This window comes from Limnoraphis robusta BA-68 BA1 (assembly GCF_034932365.1).
In the GTDB taxonomy this organism is placed as follows: Bacteria; Cyanobacteriota; Cyanobacteriia; order Cyanobacteriales; family Microcoleaceae; genus Capilliphycus; species Capilliphycus robustus.
Genome location: NZ_JAYGHR010000011.1, coordinates 41,855 through 65,576, shown reverse-complemented (window position 1 = coordinate 65,576; position 23,722 = coordinate 41,855). Strand labels below are relative to the sequence as shown.

Annotated in this window: 18 protein-coding genes; 9 read left to right on the top strand and 9 right to left on the bottom strand. The window is 40.4% G+C overall.

The genetic code is table 11. The features are described from left to right. Positions 1-76: 76 nt before the first annotated feature. Complete coding sequence (locus tag VB836_RS07470; RefSeq protein ID WP_323218739.1) at positions 77-3,835, top strand: PAS domain S-box protein; 3,759 nt, start codon at positions 77-79, stop codon at positions 3,833-3,835. A 351-nt stretch (positions 3,836-4,186) separates the two neighbouring features. Continuing rightward, on the top strand, positions 4,187-4,471 hold the full coding sequence (locus VB836_RS07465) for a hypothetical protein (protein WP_046281708.1): 285 nt from the start codon (positions 4,187-4,189) through the stop codon (positions 4,469-4,471). A gap of 155 nt (positions 4,472-4,626) precedes the next feature. Here the strand turns inward: VB836_RS07465 and VB836_RS07460 are convergent, their stop codons facing one another. Both VB836_RS07460 and pap read right to left on the bottom strand, forming a co-directional pair. After that, a complete protein-coding gene (locus tag VB836_RS07460; RefSeq protein ID WP_046281709.1) occupies positions 4,627-5,613 on the bottom strand; it encodes a YdcF family protein in 987 nt (328 codons plus the stop codon). 243 nt (positions 5,614-5,856) lie between these two features. Further along, entirely contained in the window at positions 5,857-7,356 is a 1,500-nt protein-coding gene (gene pap, locus VB836_RS07455) for a polyphosphate:AMP phosphotransferase (protein ID WP_323218738.1), read from the bottom strand. Positions 7,357-7,578: 222 nt separating this feature from the next. Here pap and VB836_RS07450 point away from each other — a divergent pair, with 222 nt between their 5' ends. Continuing rightward, on the top strand, positions 7,579-9,711 hold the full coding sequence (locus VB836_RS07450; RefSeq protein WP_323218736.1) for an NB-ARC domain-containing protein: 2,133 nt from the start codon (positions 7,579-7,581) through the stop codon (positions 9,709-9,711). A gap of 199 nt (positions 9,712-9,910) precedes the next feature. Beyond that, the gene (locus VB836_RS07445; RefSeq protein WP_323218735.1) at positions 9,911-10,213 is read left to right on the top strand and encodes a hypothetical protein; all 303 of its coding nucleotides are present in this window, start codon (positions 9,911-9,913) and stop codon (positions 10,211-10,213) included. Positions 10,214-10,534: 321 nt separating this feature from the next. Here VB836_RS07445 and VB836_RS07440 read toward each other — a convergent pair whose 3' ends face one another. From VB836_RS07440 to VB836_RS07430, 3 genes are all read right to left on the bottom strand, one after another. Then, the gene (locus VB836_RS07440; protein WP_323218733.1) at positions 10,535-11,860 is read right to left on the bottom strand and encodes a permease; all 1,326 of its coding nucleotides are present in this window, start codon (positions 11,858-11,860) and stop codon (positions 10,535-10,537) included. A gap of 62 nt (positions 11,861-11,922) precedes the next feature. Further along, entirely contained in the window at positions 11,923-12,168 is a 246-nt protein-coding gene (locus VB836_RS07435; RefSeq protein WP_046279835.1) for a thioredoxin family protein, read from the bottom strand. After that, complete coding sequence (locus VB836_RS07430) at positions 12,161-12,571, bottom strand: heavy metal-responsive transcriptional regulator (protein WP_323218732.1); 411 nt, start codon at positions 12,569-12,571, stop codon at positions 12,161-12,163. Before VB836_RS07430 ends, VB836_RS07435 begins: the two co-directional genes overlap by 8 nt. 180 nt (positions 12,572-12,751) lie before the next feature. Here VB836_RS07430 and VB836_RS07425 point away from each other — a divergent pair, with 180 nt between their 5' ends. Together VB836_RS07425 and VB836_RS07420 are read left to right on the top strand one after the other, a co-directional pair. Beyond that, complete coding sequence (locus VB836_RS07425) at positions 12,752-13,858, top strand: DUF1611 domain-containing protein (RefSeq protein WP_323218730.1); 1,107 nt, start codon at positions 12,752-12,754, stop codon at positions 13,856-13,858. 221 nt (positions 13,859-14,079) lie between these two features. Further along, the gene (locus tag VB836_RS07420) at positions 14,080-14,823 is read left to right on the top strand and encodes a WecB/TagA/CpsF family glycosyltransferase (protein ID WP_152964736.1); all 744 of its coding nucleotides are present in this window, start codon (positions 14,080-14,082) and stop codon (positions 14,821-14,823) included. 132 nt (positions 14,824-14,955) lie between these two features. Here the strand turns inward: VB836_RS07420 and VB836_RS07415 are convergent, their stop codons facing one another. Beyond that, entirely contained in the window at positions 14,956-16,917 is a 1,962-nt protein-coding gene (locus VB836_RS07415) for an ABC transporter ATP-binding protein (protein WP_323218729.1), read from the bottom strand. A gap of 508 nt (positions 16,918-17,425) precedes the next feature. On the opposite strand from VB836_RS07415, the gene VB836_RS07410 reads away from it, so the two are divergent. Then, positions 17,426-17,719, top strand: a complete 294-nt coding sequence (locus VB836_RS07410; RefSeq protein ID WP_323218728.1) for an SH3 domain-containing protein — start codon at positions 17,426-17,428, stop codon at positions 17,717-17,719. A gap of 110 nt (positions 17,720-17,829) precedes the next feature. Further along, on the top strand, positions 17,830-18,171 hold the full coding sequence (locus VB836_RS07405) for a hypothetical protein (RefSeq protein ID WP_046279445.1): 342 nt from the start codon (positions 17,830-17,832) through the stop codon (positions 18,169-18,171). Positions 18,172-18,238: 67 nt separating this feature from the next. Here VB836_RS07405 and VB836_RS07400 read toward each other — a convergent pair whose 3' ends face one another. The 3 genes from VB836_RS07400 to VB836_RS07390 all read right to left on the bottom strand — a co-directional run bounded on the left by VB836_RS07400 (position 18,239) and on the right by VB836_RS07390 (position 23,082). Further along, the gene (locus tag VB836_RS07400) at positions 18,239-21,250 is read right to left on the bottom strand and encodes a response regulator (protein ID WP_323218727.1); all 3,012 of its coding nucleotides are present in this window, start codon (positions 21,248-21,250) and stop codon (positions 18,239-18,241) included. A gap of 221 nt (positions 21,251-21,471) precedes the next feature. Beyond that, positions 21,472-22,605, bottom strand: coding sequence for a glutathionylspermidine synthase family protein (locus VB836_RS07395; protein ID WP_323218726.1), 1,134 nt, complete (start codon positions 22,603-22,605; stop codon positions 21,472-21,474). Between the two features lie 42 nt (positions 22,606-22,647). Beyond that, a complete protein-coding gene (locus tag VB836_RS07390) occupies positions 22,648-23,082 on the bottom strand; it encodes a hypothetical protein (RefSeq protein WP_235440865.1) in 435 nt (144 codons plus the stop codon). A gap of 214 nt (positions 23,083-23,296) precedes the next feature. On the opposite strand from VB836_RS07390, the gene VB836_RS07385 reads away from it, so the two are divergent. After that, positions 23,297-23,647 carry a hypothetical protein gene (locus VB836_RS07385; RefSeq protein ID WP_046278448.1) on the top strand — a complete coding sequence of 117 codons (351 nt, stop codon included), beginning with the start codon at positions 23,297-23,299 and terminating at the stop codon, positions 23,645-23,647. Positions 23,648-23,722 lie beyond the last annotated feature (75 nt).

The following is a 23,722-nucleotide window of genomic DNA, read 5'->3' as shown; positions in this document are numbered from 1 at the left end:
TAACTAAATTGATCTTTTTATTTCTATCTTTGAATTAGAGAATTCACCGAGAAGCAGTTATTCAAGGAAAAATACGATGAACTCTGAAGACAAAAAAGAAGAAGTCAACACGATCATCTCAAATCTCAGTGATCAGGTGCAGAAGCTACGAGCAGAAAAGAAACAACTACTCGATTGTCTCGGGTTAAATCTAGAACGACAACTGCAAGAATATATGACAACTCTTCAGTTACAATCTCAACGAGATCATCTATTATCCTCCGTATCTTTACGGATTCGTCAATCTTTAAATCTCAGTGAAATCTTGCAGACAACGGTGAATGAGGTGCGTCATTTTTTACAAAACGAACGAGTGATTCTCTACCGTTTTGAACCGAATTGGGATGGAGAAATTATCGTGGAATCCGTAGAAACACCGAGATGGTCACTCCAAGGTAGAAACATCTACGATCCTTGTTGGGAAAGCATTAAAGAAAAATTTTATCAACCGGATAGTATTCATGTCTTTGAAGATAGAGAAAAAGCCAATTTAATCTTGTGTTATGATGAATTTTTAGAACAATTAGAAATCCGAGCCAATTTAGTCTTACCGATTTTACTAACACCGACTCACACCGGAAAAAAATCAACCGCTTGCGATCATCAACTCTGGGGATTATTAATGGCTCAAAACTGCTCAAAACCTCGAAATTGGATGGATTGGGAAATAGATTTTTTGCGACAATTAGCCGTACAAGTGGCGATCGCGATACAGCAAGCCTCCTTAGTTACACAGCTTCAAAATGAATTAGCACAAAGACGAAAAGCAGAACTTGCCTTAAAAACGTCCAAAGCGAATTTAGAAGTCAAAGTGCGGGAACGAACCCTAGCAGTCGAAGAAACAAACCTGCGTTTACACCGAGAAATTTGGGAGCGAAATCAGAAAGAAACCCGACTCAGACTATTAGAACGAGCGATCGCATCCAGTCATAGTGGAATTATAATTAGCGATCCAACACAAGCCGATAATCCGATTATTTACGTCAATTCTGGCTTTGAACAGATGACAGGCTATCAGATGGCGGAAGTAATTGGGAAAAATTTTCGCTTTTTGTATCGAGAAGATCTCAATCAACCCGGTTTAGAAGAAATAGAGATAGCTTTACGTGAAGAACGAAGTTGTTCTGTGATTGTACGAAACTATCGGAAAGACGGAACATTATTTTGGCAAGAACTCACCATTTCTCCAGTGCGAGATCCCGAAGGACGACTCACCCATTATGTCAGTATTCAAACCGATATTACCGAACGCATTCAAACTCAAGAAGAGCGAGACTGCTTTTTTAATCTTTCCGGTGATTTGTTGTGTATTGCGAATTTTGACGGTAATTTTGTACGAGTTAATCCCGCTTGGGAACAAACACTCGGTTACACTGAAAATGAACTGCTTTCACAACCTTTTTTGGAATTGATTCACCCCGAAGATTATGATCGTACTATCGCAGAACTCGAACGCTTAAAAAATGGTAAAAAAACCCTAGAATTTGAAAATCGTTATCGCTGCAATGACGGAACTTATCGTTGGCTGTTGTGGACTGCAACGCCTGTTGTTGAAGAGAATCGAATTTATGCTGTCGCCCGAGACATCACTCAACGCAAACAAGTAGAAGTCGAACTTCGTCAGAGAGAAGAACGCTTCCGAACCGTCGCCAACTTCACCTATGATTGGGAATCATGGATTGATCCCGAAGGCAACTTTTTGTATGTGTCTCCCTCCTGTGAACGCATTACAGGATACTCTCCCGAAGAATTTATCCGCAACCCACAACTTTTGATCGCCATTGTTCATCCCGAAGATCGAGGGATAGTTTTAGAATATTTGCAAGAACATTTGCACGAGAATCAACCCCACTTCATGGATTTTCGCATTGTTACTTGTAGCGGACAAATTCGCTGGCTTGCTCATCACTGTCAATCTGTTTATAGCAGCGATGGACGTTGGTTAGGGCGACGAGTCAGTAGCCGTGATATTAGTGAACAGAAACAAATCGAACAAGCATTACGTGAAAGCGAGGAACGTTACCGTCGTTTAATTGAAACCAGCATTGAAGGAGTTTGGATGATTGATACCGCCAACAGAACCACATTTGTTAATCCGCAAATGGCGAAAATGCTCGGTTATCCTGTTGAGGAGATGATCGGCAAATCTATCTTTGAGTTTATCGATCAAGACAATTGGCAAATGGCAGTAACAAACGTTGAACGTCGGCGTTTAGGAATCTCCGAACAACATGATTTGAAATTTCGCCATTCAAGCGGGGAAAGTCTTTGGACCTCTGTTTCTACTGCACCGATTTTCGATACATCCGGTAAATATGTCGGCGCCTTTGCTTGGGTGACAGATATCAGTAAACGCAAACAGATAGAAGAAGCATTACGCGAGAGTGAAGAACGATTTCGGTTGATGGCGGATCATGCTCCGGTGTTGATTTGGATTTCCGGAAACGATGGTTTGCGTTACTTTTTTAATCAAAGCTGGTTATCGTTTACGGGGCGAACCTTAGAAGAAGAAATCGGTAACGGTTGGACAGAAAATATTCATCCTGACGACAAAGAAGCGTTTTTACAAATCTATCAACGGAAGTTTCAAGTTAAGGAACCCTTTTCTTTAGAATATCGCTTGCGACGGGCAGATGGGGACTATCGCTGGCTGCTGGATACCGGACTTCCGCAATTAACGAGTAATCGAGAATTTGCTGGGTATATTGGCTCTTGTATTGATATTACTGAAAATAAACAAACCCGCGAACAGTTACGCCAAATTAATAAACAGTTAAAGGATGGGATGAATGCTTTAGAACAGCGTCATCAAGAGATGGTGTTGTTAGGAGAAATGAATAGTTTTCTGCAAGCTTCCAGTTCTCTGCAAGAAGCTTATCAGATGTTAGCGGATTTACTCAAACCGTTATTTCCAGACTGTGGGGGGGGTGTGTTTATGTTGGGAGAGTCAGAAAATTATGTTGAAGTGGTTGCCACTTGGGGAGAAGATTTTACGACACCAACGCTATTTAGACTCGATGAATGTTGGGCGTTGCGACGGGGACGAACTCATTGGGTAGAAGCAGAATCTCCAAATTTATTTTGTCAACATACTCAGGCTCACCCGCTTCCGGCTGAGTCCCTTTGTATACCCATGATGGCTTTAGGAAATACCTTAGGATTGCTTTATATTAGCGCGTCAACACCGGGAGAATTAACCGAAGCCAAACGACAGTTAGCCCGTACCGTTGCTGAACATTTAGCGGTTGCTCTGGCGAATGTCAAGCTTCAGGAAACGTTTAAAGCCCAAAGTATGCGGGATGCGTTGACGGGATTGTTTAATCGTCGTTATTTAGAAGAATGTCTAGAGCGAGAAATTCATCGAGCGAGACGAAATAACTATTCTGTGGGGATTGTGATGATTGATATTGATCATTTTAAACGGTTTAATGATCAGTTTGGACATGATGCGGGAGATGAAGTTCTCAAAACGATTGCTCGATTACTCAAAAATAATATACGGAGTTCTGATATTGCTTGTCGTTATGGGGGAGAAGAATTGACGTTAATTTTACCAGAAGCTTCTCTTCAGGATACACAAACCCGAGCCGAACAAATTCGTTATACGATTGAACATTTACAATTACATCATCGAAATCAATCTTTAGGTGCAATTACGGCTTCGTTTGGTGTGGCTTGTTTTCCGCAACAGGGAGAAACCTTAGAAACGGTGTTGCGGATGGCGGATACCGCTCTTTATCAAGCAAAAACGAGAGGGCGAAATTGTGTGGTTTGTGCGGATGAGAGTTCGTTATAACAAAAGGCAAAACTGTTATAGCACTACGCAAATTGGTTAGGACATTTTTAGATTCTGAAACCCTTTCATAGTCTGCTGTTCCCTGTTCCCCGTTCCCTGTTCCCTAGCGCGTAGCGCTATAACTGCTATAGCAGAAGTCAGGAGACAGGAGACAGGAGACAGAATTGAAACCTTTATCATAAAAGGATTTGACAGAAAAACAGTGTCCTAATCAACTCTTTCTCTGCTATAGGGGTAATTCATCAGTTATCCCTAGAACTGATAACTGTTATAGATTTTATCCTGAGAGCCGCATGATAACCCCGTACTCACTTAATAGTTGAAGTGATTGTAAGTTTTTGAGGAAATCCAATGTCAGAGCGTGAACAAGTTCAAATTGATGGCTTTCGAGTTTCTGGCCCTGTTCAAGGGAAGCGAATTGAAATCGAATTTGATGTCAAACCCACTCGAGGAAAAGGGGAATCATCCTATCGGAATTCTTCTGATGAATGGGATTCAATTTGGTATTTGTTTTTCCTGTTATTTAGCTTAGTCTTTTTTGTTGGAAATACGGCGGGGACAAATTCAAATCCTTTTCAAGATGCACTTTCTCCTACATCTCCTAATATGAATTCTTTATCCCAACCCAATTGGTAAACGAATGTCCCTGATTTTATCCGAAGAATTAGAGCCAATTCACAATTCACAACTTCTGGGTTAAATCTCCCCAATCAAAGCCTTAGAAAATTGATAGCACCCTTGAAAATTTCCAAATAATTGTGAATTGTGAATCGCTAATTTTTTGTGAGTCGTTAAATCCCAGCAGCCAACCAACCACGAATAAAGTAATAGAATGTAATGATATATTCTTCAACTACATCCGTCGTTAACAAAAGAGCTTCAGCACTGGGTAAAAAGTCTTTCGTCGAAACTCGTCGCTGGTATTTTTCATTGGGTAGAGGAGCATAAAAGTTAGTCGGAGCCGGAATCACTTTGAATCCAACTTGGGCAAACGTTAAGCTCGCTCGACGCATTTCCAGTGCAGAAGTCACCAAAATAATCGCCCGTCCTAAGTCTTGTTTTTTGGCAATTTGTTGAATAGAAACCGCACTGTCATACAACGTTCCTGCTGATGTGTCTTTAATAATAGATCGAGAAGGAACCCCCATTCCGACCAACAATCGGGCAATATAGTCTGCCTCCACAACGGGTTGAATGTATTCATTTCTTGAACCCGCACTGACGATAACCACAGGAGCTAAACCATCCTTGTAGAGTTTAGCAGTATAGGGAATGCGATCGCCAATACGAGTTAATTGAACTTGAGTGGAATAGGGAAGTTTCGGTTCAGTGGTTCCCGAACCGAGTAAAACAATAGCTTCGGCTCTTTCTCCACAACATAAATCACTTTGAACCGTTTCAATGGCAGTCCTTTCTAATTGAAAAGCCAACCATTGAGCAACAAACGGCATACTCGATAAAATCAAAATCAGTAAAGCCGTTAAAATCAAGTTCGGGCCTGGATTAGAAATTCCCCCCTTATTAATTTGAGTCGCGGCAAAAATCAACAATAAAATCGACAAACCGAGGGGCTTGATAAACACGGACAAAAGACTCAAAATGGAGAGTCCAATGGGGCTATCGGGTGCGGTAAAGGCAATCAGTAACAAAAATACAGCCAATAGGAACCACAGCCGACCAACGAGATTCCCCTCTTTGCTTACTAAAAGTCTCCATAATCTAAAGATAATGGTTCCAATTAGCAGCAACAATAAAAGTCGAGTGAGTTGTACAAACATTTTGTCTGTTGTTCAAGATGAGTTTTTAGAGGTGTGTTTTGTTCACAACCCAGACCATCCGACTCGGTGCCAACTGGAGAGAACAGAAACTTCCGCTTTCTCCAGGGCAGTTTACCCGGTTTGAGGGCCAACTGAGATGACAATTCCGATTTGGATATGGCTAAAGTTTACAGAAAATAGTGGGAAGCTGAAAGCCTCTTGTCAATATTAGTAAAGTGGATGGAATAATCAATCGATTTCCGACTACTTTTGCTTTGATCGACGTTGTAGTTCACGTTGAATGGCTTCTACAACCGTTTCCACCACTTGCACCCGAGCGGAAGACTTAGAATTAGCGGCTACAATTGTCCAAGGGGCGGTCGGCGTGTGAGTCCGTTGAATCATCTGATTAACCGCCACTTCATAAAAAGGCCATTGTTGGCGATTGCGCCAATCTTCATCGGTGAGCTTATACTGTCTAAAAGGATTGTCTTGACGCGCCTGAAATCGTTTGAGCTGTTCGTCAGGATCGATGTGTAACCAAAACTTCACCAATACATAACCCGCACTGGTTAGTTGTTCTTCAAATTCATTAATTTCTCGATAAGCCCGTCGCCATTCTTCGTCTGTCGCAAACCCTTCGACTCGTTCGACGAGAACCCGACCATACCAACTGCGATCAAAAATAGCAATTTTTCCGGCAGGCGGTAAACGTCGCCAAAACCGCCACAGGTAATGATGGCTTTTTTCTTCGTCTGTGGGCGCGGCGAAAGGTTGGACTTGATAACTCCGGGGATCTAAAATATCCGTTAACCGTTTAATGGCTCCCCCTTTTCCGGCTGCATCCCACCCTTCAAAGATTGCTAAGACCGGAACTTCCTGTTGATAAATCTCTTTTTGGAGTTTACCTAAACGCGCTTGTTGTTGAGAGAGTTGCTGTTTGTATTCATCCTCTAGTAGAGAGGGCTTTAAATCGACTTGAGACAGAGGATTGGGTTCTGTGGGGTCAAGATGGTCTTGTAGGGGTGTTCTCACAGGCGGAAGCTGAACCTGTAGCCTATCTAATGCTTCGGTGAGAGTCGCTACCATCGTTGAAAGCACTTTAATACGGGCGTAGCGTTGACTATCGCCTTCTACTAACGTCCAGGGTGCATCTCCTGTACTGGTCTGAATTAACATTTCTTCGGCAAAGGCAGAATAGGTTTCATAATCTTTTTCTTGTTGCCAATCTTCTGAACGAACTTGCCACGCTCTCAACTCATCTTTGGCTGCTTTTTTGAGGCGACGTTTGAGTTCTTTTTGGCTGAGATGAATCCAAAATTTCGCCATCACTACACCATCATCCACCATTTGGCGTTCAAAGGCGTTAATTTGTCGCATCGCTATGGAAACTTCCGCTTCAGGAAGTCGTCCAAACAGGCGATCTTCAAGAACATGAGTATACCAACTGTGATAAAAAATGCCAATTTGACCCTCAGCAGGTAGCACTTGCCAAAATCGCCACATAAACGGATACCGACGTTCCTCTCGCGTTGGTGGCCATATCGGATGGACGATAAATCCTCGCGGGTCCATGTAGCCGACCATTTTTTTGACGAGCGCCCCTTTTCCTGCTGCTGCCCAACCTTCTAAGGCGATCATTGCAGTTAGCTTTTTTTCCCAGCAGCTTTGTTGCAGCGATCGCAATTTTTGCATTAAGCTTTCAATCTGGCTTTGATAGGTTTCTTTGTCGAAAGATAAACTAAGATCAAGGGTGTTGAGCATGAATTGATCGTTGTCACCATAAAAGTCCAGTCTAACTGTTCTGCGGGGAGTTCTGCACAGTTGAAGTTGAAATTTTTCCGAAAGAAGTTTTAGCTTGATTGTTCAAGGCTCCATGAGCGACATAACTAGGTTTGAGTGTGGTTTAAGTGAACCCAATCTATGATTAGTTAATGAAAATGCTACTATGTTTCATTAGCTACAGTCATTTACCCCATAGTCTTTATGGAAAATAGTCAGCTTAAAAAATTACTTGCCGATGTTGAAAATCCCAAACTTGAGTTTAAAAGTAGTTGGTATTGTGGTGCAGACAAACTTGACGATAAAGGATGGGGTGAGTTTCTCAAGGATATAATTGCTCTGGCCAACGGGAATGTAGGATACACCGGGCAGACTGCTTATCTAATTATTGGTGCTTCTAACAAAGATCCAGACCCCGACCAACTTAGAGAAACATTTCATGTAAATGATAGTGGAATGTTATCCGATCTTCAAATGCTCCGAGATACTACACTCAGAAAGCTTCGTCAAGCCTGTAGTCCATCGCCTTCTGATATCAAGATGTATTTTTTTGAGTTAGAAGATAATAAGAATTTGCTGATCATCGAAATTTTTCCTCCTGTTGATGTTGTAAAACTAGATCGGGATTTGAATACAAGAGGAATTAGATTTAAAAAAGGTACTGTGTTGATTCGTGTTGGTCAAGATGTTGAGGTTGCCGATCCAACAGAAATTAGTGCTTTAAAACAAGAGTATGATTTGAGATATCAAAAAGAGGTAAAAGTACAACAAAAGGTTTTACACAACTTGCCTCAACCGGATTACCTCAAATTTGTAGGTAGAAAAAATGAACTTGAACGGTTACATAAATTACTTCATCCGCAAGATAGAGTTTGGACTATTGTTATTGATGGCATCGGCGGCATTGGGAAATCAGCCTTGGCTCTAGAAGTTGCTTATCGTTATCTCCGCCCGTATGATTTTCTTCCACCAGAAGAGAGATTTGAAGCAATTATTTGGATTTCGGCTAAAACTTCAGTTCTTACTGCTGAAGGAGTAAAAGCCCGTTATCATTTTACTAATACCATTGGCGAGATTTATCAAGAAATTTTTATAACAGTTGACAAAAACAGTGATAAAAATTGTAACGATTATTCGGAAAAAAATATATTGATCAAGCGTGCTTTATCTCGGCAAAGAACCCTATTAATCCTTGATAACTACGAAACCATAGATGATGAGCAAGTTAATAGCTTTATCCGAGAACTTCCAAATCCTACAAAGTGTATTGTTACGACCAGACACCGTATTGATATCGCCGATCCCATTCGTCTATCTGCTATGCCTCGTGAGGATGCGTTATCCTTAATTCAGCAAGAATGTCAGAAAAAAGATGTTCAGTTAACAGAAGAACAAGCTGAACTTTTGTATAGGAGAACAGCAGGAGTTCCCCTAGCAGTTGTGTGGAGCATTGCACAGGTCAGTTTCTTTGGATATGGTATTGATACAGTTTTAAGACGTTTAGGTGATGCTAAAGGTGATATAGCTCGATTTTGCTTTGAAAATGCGGTACAAGATATTCAAGATCAACCTGCTTTTAAGCTAATCATTTGTCTGGCTCTATCCACAGGTTCTTACATTAAGAGTTCTCTCAGCAGGCAAGAATTAGGATACATAGCTGATTTATCCGAACTTGATCGAGATGAAGGATTGGTGGCTTTAGAAAAGCTATCATTGATCAATAAGAATGGAAATCAATTTAGTATCCTTTCGCTGGTTAAAGAATACATAATCTATAAGCTTTCTAGTATTTCGGTCGATGAACTAAAAGAAATAGCTATAAGAATATCAATAAACTATGCACCTTCGGCAAGAAACGTTATTGTTATTTTCGAGAAAAATAAAATTCTTGAAACACAAAGTATGAGCTTAATAAAGAAACAAATTACGGATATTGTAGTCGATAAAATGTGGCAATGGTATGATCATGGTGATGAAACAGGAGTAGGTTATTGCATTCATTCGCTTGAATATTTTGCTAATGATGAAGCTATTTACAACATAAAACATATTGCTATAAGTGATATTTTTGATGATAGATATATATCTAGTGGATGGCTACAAATATGGGCTGTAGACGCACTAACAAACCTAAAAAGAATTGCAGAATTAATTGAACTAATCTTGGTAGCTGACGATGACCTAATTAATGTGATTTATAAAGCTTTAGAAAGAATTGAAGTAGAAGAAGTTGTTCTAGAGATTGACAAGCGCATAGAATCTTTTTTTGGTCAATCAACAAAAAAGCAATCCGTTGAGCGTTTACAACAGTTCAGGGATAAGATTACTTCAAAATAAGCGATCGCGCAGCGTGAGTGTAGCCCTGTAGCCCGTATCGCAGACTTTCCGACCTTTACCCAAAATATAGAAGGATTTTAGAGTTGTCATTTTCTTGTCATTTTGTGGGGTTATTGTTGAAACCATAAGAAGTTAGCCAGTCTCAACTGCCTACTTCCCAATACATCTGTTGAAAATCATTCTTTTGTGGAGAGTTCCCATGAAATTAGAAATCATCGGCACAATTGTACTCGGTGTGGTTGCGGTGACTGTTTTTCCTTCTGTTGTTCAAGCCAATAATGGTTCTTTTTCCGGTACAATTGAACGGGTTTGGGAAGATGGTTTCCGCTTGCAAAGTGAAAATCGGGGGATTACCGTTGATTCTTGGGATGTTTGCGGAGATCATACGACTCGTCATCTGTCAACAGGGGAACAGGTGACTGTCGTGGGTGAGTTTGAGATGGGAGAATTTGATGCGTTTTCAATTACGAAAGCCGATGGTGTAGCCGTTTGTAAACAGTAATTACGCTTCATTTTTCTGTTACAGCTTTCTATTTTATTGGGCTGATATTTTATCATTGACTTGACTTTCTGTTTGGATTCAATTTGTGAAATCTATGGGTTGATATCCTCGGCTTTTTCAAAAAGCTGAGGATTTTTGATCACCCAATCTTGCCGAGGATTAAGTTGTCGGAAATTACAACGGATGGATTAATTTCTGTTTTTTTAAGATTAGTTATAAATAATAATTTTCCTCAAACTTATTCAAAATAATCACTCATAAAAACCCGGCTTATCCAAAAAGTCTTGGTTCTGTTTTAATAGTTTTCTTCCTCCATCAACCTCACCTGATAATCGCCCCATAAATCACCCCACTTAACGTTGCCATAATCACCACTAACGCCACAAACACTACTGTTTTTTTCGTTCCTATAATATTGCGAATCACCAACATATTGGGTAACGATAAAGCTGGCCCCGCTAATAATAATGCTAATGCTGGCCCTTGACCCATTCCATTCCCCATTAACCCCTGTAAAATGGGAACTTCTGTTAACGTGGCAAAGTACATAAAAGCCCCAGCAAATGCAGCAAAGAAATTAGAAAATAATGAATTTCCACCAACCGCCCATTGTACCCATTCTAACGGAATTAATGCTTCTTGACCCGGACGACCCAGTAAACCGCCTGCTATTAAAACTCCAATCAATAATAGAGGTAAAATTTGTTTCGCATACTCCCAAGACTCGGTGAACCATTCTCCCGCTTCGTCTTTGTTGGTACTGGTTAACCAAGATAATCCTATCATTGAAAAAGTAAACGGAACAAGAGGATAGTTAGAAAAACGCCAAGATAATACTATTGTCACGAGAACAATTAAACCAACTTTTCCGAGATTGAGATCAAACCAAGCGACTAAAATCGCTGATAAACCGAATCCTAATACTCCGGTTATCAACCATTTAACTGAATAAATACTATACCAAAATCCTGCTGTTGTACCCGGTTCAGCCCAATTAGCAAAGACTAAAATTCCGACTAATACCCCAATAAATACAACCGTTTGCCATAAGGGACGACTGTCTTCAACATCGGGTAACGTGAGTTCAGTATTCAGTTTTTCCAGTTCTTCTTGGCGGAACAAAAACGCCATTACAAAACCAATCACAAGACTAAAAATCATCGCACCAATAGCCCTCGCAACACCCAATTGCCAGCCTAATATTCTCGCCGTTAAAATAATCGCTAAAACATTAATTGCAGGGCCGGAATACAAAAAAGCCATCGCAGGGCCTAATCCCGCTCCCATGCGATAAATACTTGCAAATAAGGGTAAAACAGTACAAGAACAAACGGCTAAAATAGTTCCCGATATTGAAGCGACTCCATAGGCAATAATCGGGTTTGCTTGAGGCCCTAAATACTTCATTACCGAGGCTTTATTAATAAAAGTCGCAATCGCTCCAGCAATAAAAAAAGCAGGAATTAAACACAATAAAACGTGTTCTTGAGCGTACCAACGAACGAGATAAAGCGCCTCCCAAAAGGCATTTTGTAAACGTTCAGATTGTTGTAAAATTTCAACAGGCAGATAGAAACATAACACAAACCCCAAAATCATTAGGGTGAGTGCTTTCCATTGCGATCGCCAAAATGCTGTAATTTGCATCGGTTCATCCTCTGAGTTTATCTAGAGGGGACATGAATGTTATGCCCCCAGACTGATATAAATTAAGCCGTTAAATAGGGTTGAATTTGTTCCGGTGTGGCAACTTTTCCCTGACTCACAACTTTGCCATTGACGACTAAAGCCGGAGTAGACATCACGCCTCGTTCAGCAATTTTCATCGGATCTTTAATATGCAGCACCACCGCTTCTATGTTTAACGATGCGATCGCTTCTTTCACATTTTCTTCTAACTGATGGCACTTCTTACAACCTGTTCCCAATATTTCAACGGTTAGTGTACTACTCATTATTTTGACCTTTATTTAAGACAATACATTCGTGAGTTGGATCGGGGTGATTTAAGTTTACTTCGCATTGTTCAACGAGCGGTAAAAGTTCCTCGTGCAGCATTTGCAGTTGAAAAATTTGTTGTTCAATCTGTTTAATTTTGTTGATTAATCGCTGATGCAACGCTTGACAAGTGAGCTTTTTTCCATCTTTTAGTGCTAAAATATCTTTAATCTCCTCTAAAGTTAATCCGAGAGATTTAGCCCGATGAATAAATAGGAGTCTTTCGATATCTTGTTCACTAAACAAACGATAGCCAGATTCACTACGCTGCGGTGATGGAATTAACCCAATTCGCTCATAAAAATAAATCGTTTGGGCGTTAATTCCGAGTTTGCGAGAGACTTCACCCACTTGCAGCATGATCACCTTCTCGATTCAACTTGATCTTGATCTTAAACCTTGTACTATAGTATAAAGTCAAGGGGTCAGCCTAAAAAAATTGCAAGAGTCTACAAACGGTTGTCAGTCTTGAGGTATGATTAAGTTCAACAGATATGAGACTATATTAAAGCGATCGCTCGTTATCTCAAACTCAAAAATATGACCCCTGAAAATCCCCAATCTCAAATTCAAGCGGGGCGGTTAGCCATCCTGTTACATGGAGGTATTCTCGGTGCGACGGGTAAAACAGGACTGTCTTTGCTGCGTTATTCTCAAGCTAATATTGTCGCAGTTATTGACCGAGACTGTGCGGGAAAGTCCCTCTCTGAATTAACCGGAATTAACCGAAATGTGCCGATTGTTGCTTCAGTTAAAGATGCTTTGGCTTTTCATCCCAATATTCTAATGATTGGAATTGCACCGTCAGGAGGGGCTTTACCGGAGGAATGGTGGCTTGATCTTGATGACGCTTTAGAAGCAGGATTATCAATTGTTAATGGATTACATACTAAATTAATTCCCCTAGTTGAACAACGCCATCAAACGAATATTAACCAATTTCTAAAGCCTCAACAATGGATTTGGGATATTCGTCAAGAACCCCCCGCTTTAGGAATTGCTAGTGCTGCGGCGCGTCAACTCAGTTGTCGGCGAGTTTTAACCGTTGGAACGGATATGGCAATTGGTAAAATGTCAACAGGTTTAGAACTCAATAAAGCCGCCCAAAAACGGGGAATTCGTTCTAAATTTATCGCCACAGGTCAAGGGGGGTTAATGTTAGGAGAAGATGGCATTCCCTTAGACTCTGTACGAGTTGATTTTGCAGCAGGTGCAGTTGAACAAATGGTGATGCGGTTTGGAAAAGATTGTGATTTACTAATAGTTGAAGGACAGGGTTCGCTGATTCATCCGGGTTCAACGGCGACTTTACCCTTGTTGCGAGGAAGTCAACCGACTGATTTAATTTTAGCCCATCGTGCCGGACAAACCCATATTCGCAATCATCCTCATGTGGTTATTCCCCCTCTATCTCAGGTGATTGAATTATACGAAAAAATTGCCAGTGTGGGCGGTGCGATGCAATCTGCAAAAATTGTAGGAATTAGCCTGAATACTTATGGTTTAGCGGAAGATGTAGCTAGGGAGGCGATCGCGCAAATTCAATCAGAAACGGGTTTACCTTGTACGGATACAGTTCGGTTTGGGGCGAGTATTTTATTAGATGCACTACTAATCAGTGAACAGGCAATAGGCAATAGGCAATAGGCAATAGGCAATAGGGAATGGGGAATAGGAAATAGGGAATGGGGAAGCAGAGGAGAAACTGGTAACTGGTAACTGGTAACTGTTCACTGGTCACTGGTCACTGGTCACTGTAAACTGTCTTCACTGTCCCTTCTCCCGATCATAAACCCGTTTATACTAGCCAATCGATACCAGATGGGTTAGTCTCAATAGTAGTGTGTGTGAGGTGGTTAAAAAATCTTATGAATGATGTGATGTTGTTGGGTGAATCTACTGCTAGCAAATTTCCAGTTTTAGGACTTCCCGTTCATCTGCATCATAATTATCATAACTGGTTGCTTAACCGTTTGTATAAAGGGTTAGGAACTCATGTGATTACTCTTAATGCTGAAATGGCAATGCAAGCTGATCGTGATCGCCATTTAGCAGATGTAATTCGTGGCGCTGAATTAGTTATACCTGATGGGGCGGGAATTGTTCTTTATCTACGCCTAAAAGGAAAACAAACACAACGCTGTCCTGGAATTGAACTGGCCGAGTCTTTCTTACAAAAAGTTGGTCAGCAAAATTTTTCTGATCTGGTTTTTTTCTATGGAGGAAAACCGGGAGTTGCTCAACGGGCGGCTGATCTCTTTCAACAAAAAATTCCCAACTTAGCGATCGCATCTTATCACGGTTATCTTTCTGCTTCAGAAGAAGAACAGTTAAAAGATACTCTAAAAGATTTACAACCGCGAGTGATTTTTGTGGGTTTAGGAGTACCGCGTCAAGAGTTATGGATTGCTCAAAATCGTCATTTATGTCCGGATTCAATTTGGATTGGAGTAGGGGGAAGTTTTGATATTTGGGCGGGTACAAAAAAACGGGCGCCGGCTTGGTTTTGTAACAATCATTTAGAGTGGCTTTATCGACTCTATCAAGAACCCTGGCGTTGGCGACGAATGATGGCTTTACCTCAGTTTGCAGTCAAGGCTTTACTGAGTTAATTATAGTTAATCATAACCTTGAAAGGCTGGAGTAGAGATCAGACTACTTCAGCCTATTCTTTAATCAAATTGCTGCTTGATTTGCTCTTGGTGTTCTCTGTGTCGAGCGTGTTTTTGTTTTTCTTCCTAAATTTAACTCGCTAATTGTTTAATATTCCCCGTCGGGATTGAAGCAATAAGCTGACGAGTATATTCAGTTTGAGGACGGTGGTAAATGTCTTCAGCTTGACCGATTTCTTCGATTTTACCCCGATTCATCACCATAATGCGATCGCTAATAAATTTGACTACACTCAAGTCGTGGGAAATGAAGATATAAGTTAACCCAAATTCGGCTTGTAGTTCTTTTAAGAGGTTCAAAACCTGCGCCTGAACCGAAACATCTAAAGCCGATACTGACTCATCACAGATGATAAATTTAGGGTTTAAAGCCAAAGATCTCGCAATACAAATTCGTTGTCTTTGTCCGCCGGAAAATTCATGGGGATAACGTCCCATCCAGTCGGGTTTCATTTCGACTCGTTCTAATAAATAAGCCACGCGATCGCGTCGTTCTTTCCCGGCTTTCCCGACTCCATGAATGAGCATCGGTTCCATAATTGTATCACCAATCGTCATTCTAGGATCGAGAGAACTAAAAGGATCTTGAAAAACAATTTGCATCTCTCGTCTTAACCCTTGTCGTTTGTGATGATATTGTTTTTGTTTTTTATAATTTTTAATTTTTTCCAAAACGGAAGCTTGAGAATAGAGTTTTGTAATATCTTCCCCTTGAAAAGTTACTTGACCACCGACAACGGGAATGAGTTGTAATAACGCTCTGGCTAAGGTACTTTTCCCACAACCAGACTCTCCAACTAAACCTAATGTTTCACCTTGATAAACTTCAAAGGAAACATCATTCACCGCCATCAATAGACGTTTCGTTTCCCCAAACATTCCCGCCACTTTGAAACCCACTCGCAGATGTTCAACCGAAAGTAAAGGGGTTGTCGAAGGTTGTCTCTCTTTTGTTTGATAATTCAACGCTTGAATAACATTTTTTTCAGCGTTCTTTTCTCGTATTTCTAACTCTCCGGTTGCCGTGATTTCAACATCCATAAAATCAGAAATTGTCGGCAGACGTTCAACTTGAATATCAAGGGGAGGACGACAGGCTAATAAACCTTTGGTGTAGGGATGTTGCGGGGTTAAAAACATTTCTCGAATTGTACCAGATTCAACAATTTTACCGCGATACATGACGGCGACTGTATCGGCAATTTCAGCAATGACTCCTAAATCATGGGTAATAAAAATCATCGACATTCCACGACGACTACAGAGTTCTCGTAATAACTCTAAAATCGTCGCCTGTACCGTCACATCCAGAGCGGTTGTGGGTTCATCTGCGATTAATAAAGTAGGGTTACAAGAAATGGCGATCGCAATCATTACCCGTTGCAATTGACCGCCTGAAAGTTCGTGGGGATAACGGTTAAGCATGGCTCGTTTTTGATCATTAACATATTCACTAAGTTCTCGTCTATCGTTTCGTTCTGCTTTGGCAGTTTTTTGATTATTATTGACTGTATCGGCTGTAGAAAATTCGGCTTCAACTCGTGCGAGTAATTCTTCATCTGAAGGGAGAAGTTGAACTTCTTGAAGCAAAGAAGTCGCTTTCCACATCGCTTGTCGAGGCGAAACATCTTCATGTTGTTTAATCGCTTCTATGAGTTGAAATCCAATCGTATAAACGGGATTTAAAGAACTCATCGGTTCCTGAAAAATCATCGCAATTTGTCCGCCTCGAAATTTCTGCTTTTCTTGCGGTGACAATTTCAATAAATTGATTGCTTCGGAATTCGGCTGAGATTCGTTGAGATTGTTGCTGAAGCGAAACAAAATTTCTCCACTGACTTGAGAGGTATCGGGAGAAAGCAACCCCATGATGGCGAGAGAGGTGACGGATTTTCCCGAACCGGATTCACCGACAATACCGAGTGTTTGTCCGCGTTTGACTTGAAATGAAATATCGTTGACTGCTTGAACAACTTTTTCGTCACTTTGAAACTGAACTCGCAGATTTTTGACATCTAAAACAATATTTTGCATGGAAGCTTTAAACTCAATCTCTAAATTTTGCTTATTCTATCAACTAACCGCAGTAGAGATAGATCATTGACTACAGAATAGCTTAAACAGAGACAATTGTAGTAGGGTGGGTCAAATCCCACTGCTCTTGACTTAATCATCAGAAATTAATTGTTTGACCCACCCTACCCATTTTTGAGGTTTAGAGAGTCAAATCCCACTGCTCTTGACTTAATCATCAGAAATTAATTTTTGACCCAGCCTACCCATTTTTGAGGTTTAGAGGGTCAAATCCCACTGCTCTTGACTTAATCATCAGAAATTCTTTGACCCACCCTACCCATTTTTGAGGTTTAGCATTGTTTAACCTCATCTGACCTCCGTGAAAATACTGAACTTTATCATCACAAAAAATTTTTAATTTTTCCGAAAATCTACTGATGGCATTCCTGTTTGTCAGAGGCAATAATGGAACCAAGGAAGCCAAAAGCTTGAGTAAAATTCATTAATTAAACTTTAGGAGAAACCAATGAAATTGAAGCAAGTTTTATTGACAATCACTGCTGCTGTTACCTTGTGTGCTGCTACTGCATTACCTGGATTGGCTACTTCTGCTCGTTTAACTGCTAGTGATCCTAGCGCTCAAATTAATGTTCGGACTGCACCAACGACTCAAGCTAATACTCCTCATTATGGTGTAGCCGGAGACTGGGTAGAAGTATTGAATGCTTCTGACGGAGGAGATGGATATATTTGGTATTATATTCGATTTTATCAATCCGGCGCTGAAGGCTGGGTTCGTTCAGATTTCCTGTCTTTCTAATAACTTTATTCGACCATTGTTGTAACCTCTGTTGTGTTCCTTTCAGACTCGGAGAGGAATTTTTATTCTCGACCAATTTAGCGTAATTTTCACAAACAGGAGCGAGTTTAATGTTTAATCTCAATCAACTTTTTGGAGCGGCTGATTTAATTTCTGATTTGGCAGGTGCAAAAGAACGTAAAATTCGACAGATCAAGTTTTTTCGCGACAAAAAAGGAAGCATGGGAATCGCTTTTTTTGACAATCAAACCATTCACGGTGAATACTGGATTGAAAATATTATGGTTCCCCCAGAATACGAAACTACCTTCAAGGCTAGCGGGTATAAAATTGGGACTAAATATGATGTGTTTTTGTTTGGTTTGCAACCTTTCAGCGCCAATAAAGAAGTCTTAAAAACTCCCGGTGTTCAAAAACGTCTATTAAATATGATTTTTGAGGCGATGAAATAATTTCATCTGAGGACTTATTTAAAAACCCGGTTTCCCATGAGTTACCGGGTTTTTGGGATGTACTTCATTAGGATGATTGCACTACCATTTGAGGTTTAGCGAGTTCCATAATATAATCATAACGAAAGTTATTCACTAACTCTTTTAAGGTATCTACCAATATTTTATTTTCTGAGGGAATGTGATCAATCAGTTCCAAAATTAATAAATCACTACAAGCTTGAGCGGCTTTATAAAGTTCTTCAATCCACTCGTTCGGCATTGTTTCTAATGCCTCAATACTTGAGATAAACTGCATCTGTTCTGAATCTGAATAAGGATTGTAGAAGTTGAGGTTTTTCAATTGATCTTGAGAATAAATATACTGAATGTTTAAATGTTTTCCAATCACCTCTAATAGTTCTTCGAGTTTGAATGGTTTTCCCACGAAATCATCACATCCAGCCTGAAAAACAGCTTCTCTGTCTTCTTCAAATGCACTGGCTGTCAGTGCAATAATAATCGTTTTCTTCTCCACAGATAAAGCCTTAATCTGTTGAGTCGCTTCAAAACCATTCATTACAGGCATTCGGATATCCATTAAAATCAAATCTGGTTGCCAACTTGACCACATTTCAACAGCTTCTTGACCATTACTCGCTTCTCTAATTTCAAAGCCAATTTCTGACAGCAACTTGACGAGTAGCAAACGATTATTGGGTTTATCTTCGGCGATTAAAATACGAATTTTAGGTTGTTCGGATGCTAAACTTATAATCTTCTGAGAAGTAGGATTTCTGTAATTTTCTGGCGGTTTTGTACAAGTGATTGGAATCTCAAAAGCAAAGGTACTCCCCACACCGATTTGAGATTGTACTACTATTTCCCCTCCCATAAGTTGCACAAATTTCTGGCTAATAGATAATCCCAAACCAGTCCCTTCAGAAGACTTTAAACCCGTTTCAGTTTGAGAAAAGGCTTTAAATAAACGATGCAGTTCATTTTCAGCAATACCTGGGCCTGTATCGGAAACTTCAAAGCCAATTGTGAGACTATTTTCTGTTTGTCTATCTTTTGCTTCCTCAACTCTAAAGGCTCGTAATTTGACATCACCTGATTCTGTAAATTTAGTAGCATTGCCTAAGAGATTAATCAACACCTGACGCAATTTCTTTTCATCTCCTATCACCCATTGAGGTAATGTATTATCTAGTTCAAAACTGAGGGTTAGTCCTTTTGATTTTGCTTTCAGGCGCAGCATTTCTTCTAAATTTTCAAGCAGACAGATGAGATCAAAATCATCTTCTGTTAATGTCACTCGACCTGCTTCTATTTTGGACATTTCTAAAATATCATTAATTAGTTGCAGTAAATGTTCACCTGCTCGACTAATAATATCAAGATGTTGGTGATGTTCAACTTTTATACTCGAGTCGTTATTCATGAGTTGAGCAAAGCCTAAAATCGCATTCAGAGGTGTTCGCAGTTCGTGACTCATTGAGGCGAGAAATTCGCTCTTGGCGCTGTTAGCTGCATCTGCTGCTTCTTTAGCTTGCTGAAGTTCTATGGCTTGCTGCTGTGTTTTAGCAAATAATTCGGCTTGTTGAACAGCTACCCCTAACTGACTGCCAATTTGGGTAACAATTTTAATTTCTGCTTTTGTCCATTCTCTCGGCGTTCCATTTTGATAGGCGCAGAGTAATCCCCACAAATTTGTTCCGCAGAAAATGGGTGCAATGGTATAGGAACGAGCTTGCAATTGCTCTAATAAATTGAGATAACATTCATCAAATCCGGCTGTATAAATATCTCGTACAGAGCGATAGTAACTTTTTCCCTGGCGATAAAATCCGCCTTGATTTTCTTGTAGGTAAGTATCTTCTATCAAAGCTTCGCCACTATCCAGTAGTTTCGCCACACAATTTCTTTGATTTACTGTCACTTGAGTCAAATAGGATTGATCTTCTGTAGCGGGTATTAATTTTGTCCACCCTGACATGACAGACTCAGCAATGACTTCTCCACTCCAATCTGCATTGAAACGATAAACCAAAACCCGTGAACAACATAAGGCTTGTCGAAGTTCTTCAGTCGTTGCATTAAATATGGTTTTAAGTTCGAGGGTTTCGCGCATTCTTTGCATGACTTGAACAATTGATCTTTCTCGTTTCGCGCTTTCTTGTAAGGCTTGTTCGGCTTGTTTGCGCTCGGTAATATCAGTATTAGAACCCACCATGCGATAGGGTTTATTGTTATTATCCCATAAAGCGACACCTCGAGTGAGAATCCAACGAATGCTTCCAAGCTTACTAATTGCTCGAAACTCGACTTCATAGTAAGGAATTTCTCGATTGAGATAACGTTCTAAAATGCCAAAAACTCGCTCTGAGTCGTCGGGATGAAGGATTTTTTTAAAGGATTCCATATGGTTAGGGAGTTCTTCGTACAAATAACCTAACATCATTTTCCAACGGGGGGAAAAACAAGCTTTTCCGGTTTCAATATCCCAGTCCCAAATACCATCATTTGCCCCTTCTATTGCGAGGGAAAATCGTTCTTCTGAGGCTCTTAAAGCGGCTTCGGTTTGCTTTTGTTGGGTGATATCACTAACGGTACAAATAACTCGTTCAACGCTGCCATTTTCTGCAAGTTGTGGAGTGGCGTTAACTAATAGCCATTTACATTGATGAGTCGGTTCTGATTCACAAATTCCAATGATCACGTTTCGGATCGGTTGACGTTGATTAATCGCGGATTGTACGGGAAGTTTTTCTTTTTTTAAATCACTGAGATCTTCTTGTATAAGATGCCAATTTTCACCAAATTTTTGAGGATTTTTAGCTTCTGCTGGCAGCTTTAATAAGCTTTGTGCGGATTGATTACTAATCAGGATTTCTGCACGATTATTGAGGAGTAATACGCCGACTTGCATTTCTTGAATCAGCATCTGAAAGCGGCGTTCACTTTCTGCTAAAGCTTTTTCTTGTACTTGATGCTTATTGAATTTTTGGTTTAAAAAACTAGCGACTACAACGATCATTAACGAAAGCATGATCAAGTTGTTGTTAGAGTCCGTGAAAATTGTTGTTATGATTTCCATCGATTGTCATTCCAATAAGTTTTTAATTGATGTGTTTATTCTAAATATATCAAATTTTCTTGGTATTTGTTTAAAGCATAATGATTATAACTTTCATAAAATTACGGTTAATAAAATATTTTATCGCCAAAATTTTAGTTAAGTTTTATGAAGACCCTCGGCGAGTTTTTAACTTGATTTAACGCTCAAAAAAGCCTAAAGATTTGAGGATATTTTTAAATTTAGATAAAGTAGTGGGGGATAAACTGACTGGTATTTTGCGTAATCGGAGTTTGATCTTCTCGAATCCCAATCCCAGCAGGTTGATCACCTACAATCCATGATCCAATAACAGGATAATAACGGTCAAATTGAGGCAATGGGCAGTAGGATTGATAGATCAGGGGTTCGTCTTGATAGATGCCATCCGTTTGATAGGAGCGATCGCCATAATAAATATTAATGTTAGCACCTTCACGGGAGAATATAGGTTTACTCAGGTAGGGATGAGAAAGTTGACTGGAGTCAAAATAGGCAGGTAAGAGGTTAGGATGATCCGGGAAAAGTTCCCACAAAATAGGCAGAATTGCTTTATTGCTGAGAATCATTTTCCAGGCGGGTTCTAACAGCAGCATCGGTTCACTTAAAAGATGTTTTCCGAATTCATCCTCAATCATCCATTCCCAGGGATAGAGTTTAAAGAGTGCTTGAATGGGATAATCTTCTAAGTCACAAAAGCACTGATCATTAGAGTTCCAACCCATTTCGTCAATATAAAGATGTTTGGTTTCAAAGCCAGCTTGAATGGCGACATCTCTCAGGTATTCAACGGTTCCGAGGTCTTCTGCGGTATCACGTTCACAGGTAAAGTGTAGATATCTTTGGGTTGGAGATAAATTAAAATAGATTTGTTGGAATTGTTCGAGTAGTTTTTCGTGAATGGAGTTGAACTGATCAGCGTCGGGGAAATTTTCTTCTAACCACGTCCACTGAACGATGCTAGCTTCAAGTAAGGCGGTGGGAGTATCGGCGTTGTATTCGAGAAGTTTGGGGGGATGGATGCCATCATAGACAAAATCAAAGCGACCATACAGGCTGGGGTCGCCCCGTTCCCAGGACTGGCGACAGAGTTGAAAAAATTCGGGCGGAATGGAAAGTTGAGTATAACGGTTTTCGGTAATAATGCAGTCAACGGCTTCTAGACAAAGCTGATGGAGTTCTTGGGTTGCGGCTTCGAGTGAGTCTATTTGTTTAGACGTAAACTGATAACAGACGCTTTCATTCCAGTAGAGTCCATCGAGATTGTAATAGTGAAATCCAACCTCATCGCATTTTTGCTCCCAGTGAGGACGGGGTTTGAGGGGGATGCGTTTCATACAAAACCTTTTATTGGTAAATTTTTAAGACTTAAACAGGTGTTAACCGCCTCGGCTCCCAGTACCCACTCGTCCTCCTGAACCAAACCCTCCTCGTCTAGTATTCCCAACGGATGAACGGGAGCGGTTCGGGGAACTTGAACGACCGAATAAACCGGAACGAGGTGGAGGGCTGGTTCTAACTCCAGCGTTAACAGGAATCACGCGAGGAGGACTGTTGTAGGTGCGGTAATAATAGTAGTTGCCGTTACGATATCGGTAGTAGGGGCCGTAATAATAACCGACGGGATAGGAGTTATCGGTAATGGGTTCACAGAGTTCGGGTTTACCCCATTCTTGCTGACAGTCTGGCAGGTTGCGGTACACTTCTCGTCTTTTATTAGAAGATTCGCAGGCTTTCAGACCGACTGATGCGATCAAAACGAGGGTAATAACTGCGGTTTTTCGGGATTTGCGGGGAGTTGTTTTATCCATCATGAGCTTACCAAAGCTTCTTCCTTCAGCTTAACCTATGACCCGCTCAAGAATAAATAGCTCAAATGCTAGTCTAATAAGGGTTTGAGGGGATTTAGTTGAAGCATAATGTAACGAAATGTTAAAAAAACAGCGCTATAGCAGCATAACGTCTTGACATCTTTGAGAAATACCTTTATCTTTAAATACATACCCGGGTACACAAGTTCACTGTCCTATGCAAAGCAAGCAAAAGGTAACGTTATATATTCCGCCCCAACTGCATCGCAAACTCAAAATTAAAGCGGCAGTTGAATCTGAACCGATGTCTTCTCTAGCTGAAAAAGCAATTATTTTCTATCTCAATAATCCAGAGGTAGTGGATGAATTGGAAGCATCGCATGGGCAAACTCATCGGGTATATTCTTGTCCCGAATGTGCCAATTCTGTTGTTATCAGGGATGGTGAGTTAGTTTCACTGAGAAACCAACCCAGCATACTAACCGAAGATCAACTGGATCTTCAACAGGTGCAACAGGTTGATACTCCCCCAGCTCAACAAGGAGAAGAAAAGCTGGTTCCCTGTTAGTTCAATAAACTCTCGATCGCAGTTTGGGCGCTCCTGTCGTGTTCAGATTTGAGTGAAAGAGTTAAAATTAATCCT

Excerpts from the sequence above, each read along its gene's own strand:
- VB836_RS07430 (WP_323218732.1), bottom strand. The coding sequence starts at position 12,571 with ATGCTGCAAGTGGGTGAAGTCTCTCGCAAACTCGGAATTAACGCCCAA.
- VB836_RS07425 (WP_323218730.1), top strand. The coding sequence starts at position 12,752 with ATGACCCCTGAAAATCCCCAATCTCAAATTCAAGCGGGGCGGTTAGCC.
- VB836_RS07445 (WP_323218735.1), top strand. The coding sequence starts at position 9,911 with ATGAAATTAGAAATCATCGGCACAATTGTACTCGGTGTGGTTGCGGTG.
- VB836_RS07420 (WP_152964736.1), top strand. The coding sequence starts at position 14,080 with ATGAATGATGTGATGTTGTTGGGTGAATCTACTGCTAGCAAATTTCCA.
- VB836_RS07410 (WP_323218728.1), top strand. The coding sequence starts at position 17,426 with ATGAAATTGAAGCAAGTTTTATTGACAATCACTGCTGCTGTTACCTTG.
- VB836_RS07435 (WP_046279835.1), bottom strand. The coding sequence starts at position 12,168 with ATGAGTAGTACACTAACCGTTGAAATATTGGGAACAGGTTGTAAGAAG.
- VB836_RS07405 (WP_046279445.1), top strand. The coding sequence starts at position 17,830 with ATGTTTAATCTCAATCAACTTTTTGGAGCGGCTGATTTAATTTCTGAT.
- VB836_RS07470 (WP_323218739.1), top strand. The coding sequence starts at position 77 with ATGAACTCTGAAGACAAAAAAGAAGAAGTCAACACGATCATCTCAAAT.
- VB836_RS07415 (WP_323218729.1), bottom strand. The coding sequence starts at position 16,917 with ATGCAAAATATTGTTTTAGATGTCAAAAATCTGCGAGTTCAGTTTCAA.
- VB836_RS07400 (WP_323218727.1), bottom strand. The coding sequence starts at position 21,250 with ATGGAAATCATAACAACAATTTTCACGGACTCTAACAACAACTTGATC.
- VB836_RS07465 (WP_046281708.1), top strand. The coding sequence starts at position 4,187 with ATGTCAGAGCGTGAACAAGTTCAAATTGATGGCTTTCGAGTTTCTGGC.
- VB836_RS07395 (WP_323218726.1), bottom strand. The coding sequence starts at position 22,605 with ATGAAACGCATCCCCCTCAAACCCCGTCCTCACTGGGAGCAAAAATGC.
- VB836_RS07440 (WP_323218733.1), bottom strand. The coding sequence starts at position 11,860 with ATGCAAATTACAGCATTTTGGCGATCGCAATGGAAAGCACTCACCCTA.
- VB836_RS07385 (WP_046278448.1), top strand. The coding sequence starts at position 23,297 with ATGCAAAGCAAGCAAAAGGTAACGTTATATATTCCGCCCCAACTGCAT.
- VB836_RS07460 (WP_046281709.1), bottom strand. The coding sequence starts at position 5,613 with ATGTTTGTACAACTCACTCGACTTTTATTGTTGCTGCTAATTGGAACC.
- pap (WP_323218738.1), bottom strand. The coding sequence starts at position 7,356 with ATGCTCAACACCCTTGATCTTAGTTTATCTTTCGACAAAGAAACCTAT.
- VB836_RS07390 (WP_235440865.1), bottom strand. The coding sequence starts at position 23,082 with ATGATGGATAAAACAACTCCCCGCAAATCCCGAAAAACCGCAGTTATT.
- VB836_RS07450 (WP_323218736.1), top strand. The coding sequence starts at position 7,579 with ATGGAAAATAGTCAGCTTAAAAAATTACTTGCCGATGTTGAAAATCCC.